This window comes from Antrihabitans spumae (assembly GCF_043944905.1).
In the GTDB taxonomy this organism is placed as follows: domain Bacteria; phylum Actinomycetota; class Actinomycetes; order Mycobacteriales; family Mycobacteriaceae; genus Antrihabitans; species Antrihabitans spumae.
Window position 1 is genome coordinate 1 of record NZ_JBIMSN010000195.1, and the last position, 2,312, is coordinate 2,312.

A 2,312-nucleotide genomic window follows, 5' to 3' on the forward strand; every position below is an offset into this window, starting at 1 on the left:
AGCGGCAGCGCGGCGGTGATCTGGGTGAGCGCGTGGTCGTCGAGGTAGTTGGCGTCGTCGAAGCCGCGCTGGTGCGGGATCCTGGTGACGCGGCCGAACCAGCTGTCCGCGTGCGTCGTGGTGACCTGCTGCCAGGGACTCGGACCGAGAACGGCGCGCGCCTCGACCGCGTTGGCTGCGACGAACTCGAACAGGCCGGCGACCGCGCGCAGATCGTCGTTGATGCCGCGGATCGGCACGGGTTTGCCGAGATGGCGGGTATCGGATTCGCGGGTGACGCGGTTGCGGGGATCGGCGATCCACCGGGCGAACGCGGCTGCCTGCTCGACGGCCGCGGTCGGGTCGGCGAGGACATCGGCCGGATCGGCGAGGCACGTGGTCAGCCAATTGTCGAAGCGGCGAAAGCTTTTCAGCCGTTCCTGGCTGACCGTTGTCCAGCGCAGCACGCCGGATTCCAGCATCGTGCCGAGGTGCCATTTCACCGCCGACCGCAGCCACGCAACGGAGATCTGGCCAGGTGCGCAACCGTAGTTAGCCACCGGCTCCCGGTTGGTCAGCGGGATCCTCGGGTCGCAGCGGGGATGCCACTCGTCGAGCTGCCACCACGGCCCGGCGTGGCAGGCGGCGATCAGGGCGTGCCGCGCGAACCCGAACAACACCCGCAGCCGAGCGCGACCCTTTCGTGTCGGCAGTCGTTTGCCCCTGCTGGCGTAGAACCAGCCCTGCAGCGCGGCGGCGGCGTCGTAGTCCATTTCTCGGATCGAGGGCGGGAACGGATGCTCCTCGTCGATCGCACGACGCACAATGTTGGCCAGTTGCGCCATGGCCAGCACCGCCACACGGGTGCCGTCACAGGCCTGCCAGTGCGCCATCCACACCAGCTCGGCCACGAATGCATCGGGCAGCCGACTCAAATCGAGTCGGGGCCAGTCGTTTTCGGTGATCTCCGCCCAGTTCGAGATGCCGGGACCCAGGACCGGGCCACGCCACTCGGGTGGCAATGTCTGCCACTGCCGCCAAATCGGGTCGCCGGCGCCGATCGTTCGAAGGTGCTGGGACCGTCGCTCGTTGGTCATTCTGCTACCTGCCATCCGCTGGCATAGGAGGTCCAGTTGGCCGCCGCCCGGAGCGCTTCGTCCTCGCGGACCCAGCCGTAGAGGTCGAGGGTGGTCTGCACATGCGCGTGGCCCAAACGGCGTGAGACCACCCATTCCGGTGTCCCGGCCAGCAGTAATGCGGTGGCGTGGGTGTGGCGGAACCAGTGCGGGGTCCACCCGTCCGGCCCGATCGGCCGTCGGCGCAGCGCGGAGACCTTGTCCCGCACCGTTGTCTCGCGCAGCGCGGCCAGCAGCGGTGGGCGTGCCACGTTCATCAGCAGCGGACTCTGTGCGGTCAACGCGAAACCGAGTTCGTCTGCCCGACAGGCGATGGCGGTGAGATAGTCGGCGAACAGCCGTTCCAGATCGGCGCTCACATAGACCCGGCGCGGGCGCATCATCTTCACTCGCGCCCCGTTCGGATTGTCGGTGCGGGGCACGATTTCGACATACGCGGTGTCGCCGCGGCCGAGCACGAACTCGCCGATCCTCAGCCCCAGCACCTCCCCGATACGCATACCGGTCTCGGCGAGCAGTGCGAACAGGAACCGGTCACGCAGATTCCCCCGCCACGATCCCGCGTCCGCATCGAAGCTCGCGCAACCGTCGAGGATGGCCTGGATCTGGGCCGGCATCAGCAACGGTGGTCGATCGCGCCGATTCCGCCGCACCCGCACCAGCGATGACGCCGGCGGCGCGGACCGAGCATCCAAGTGTGCCAACAAGCCTCGCGCCGGTTGCCGCCGTGGCGTGCCGCGCATCAGCCGACCTGACACCTGCACCCCGAACACCGCCTCATGCCAGCGGTAGAACGAAATCAGTGCGGCCAATCTGGCTTCCATCGTGGCGGCGGTCGGCGGCACACCGGATGCGGTGATGCTGTGCTCGACCGTGCGGCCGTTTCGCAGCCACGACAGGAACGCGGTGACGGCCGGGACACCGACATCACGCCACCTGTCGGCCTGGCCGCGTTGCTCGAGGAAGCTCCACCACTGGGCCAGTGAGGTCGCATATCCGCGGACCGTGTTCGGCGACCACAGATGCCGATGCGCTTCGAGCCATTCCTCGACCGGTCCGACAGTTCGGTAGCCCTCGTCGAGCACCGTCCAGGTCCGTGCCTCACCTGTCGGAGCCACCGCAACGGGATACGCCATCGTTGCCGTTCCTTCTCGTCGAAGAACACCTGCTGATAACGGTGAATCAACGATGGCAGGA

1 protein-coding gene and 1 pseudogene are annotated in these 2,312 nt (G+C 67.7%); both read right to left on the bottom strand.

Going from position 1 to position 2,312, the window contains the following annotated elements; all coding sequences use genetic code 11:
* Positions 1 to 1,076: pseudogene (locus ACHIRB_RS31200) on the bottom strand (tyrosine-type recombinase/integrase); the annotation flags it as partial.
* Positions 1,073 to 2,251: a tyrosine-type recombinase/integrase gene (locus tag ACHIRB_RS31205; protein WP_395126691.1), complete on the bottom strand. Its 1,179-nt coding sequence runs from the start codon at positions 2,249 to 2,251 to the stop codon at positions 1,073 to 1,075. The pseudogene ACHIRB_RS31200 and the gene ACHIRB_RS31205, both read right to left, overlap by 4 nt.
* Between the last annotated feature and the right edge of the window lie 61 nt (positions 2,252 to 2,312).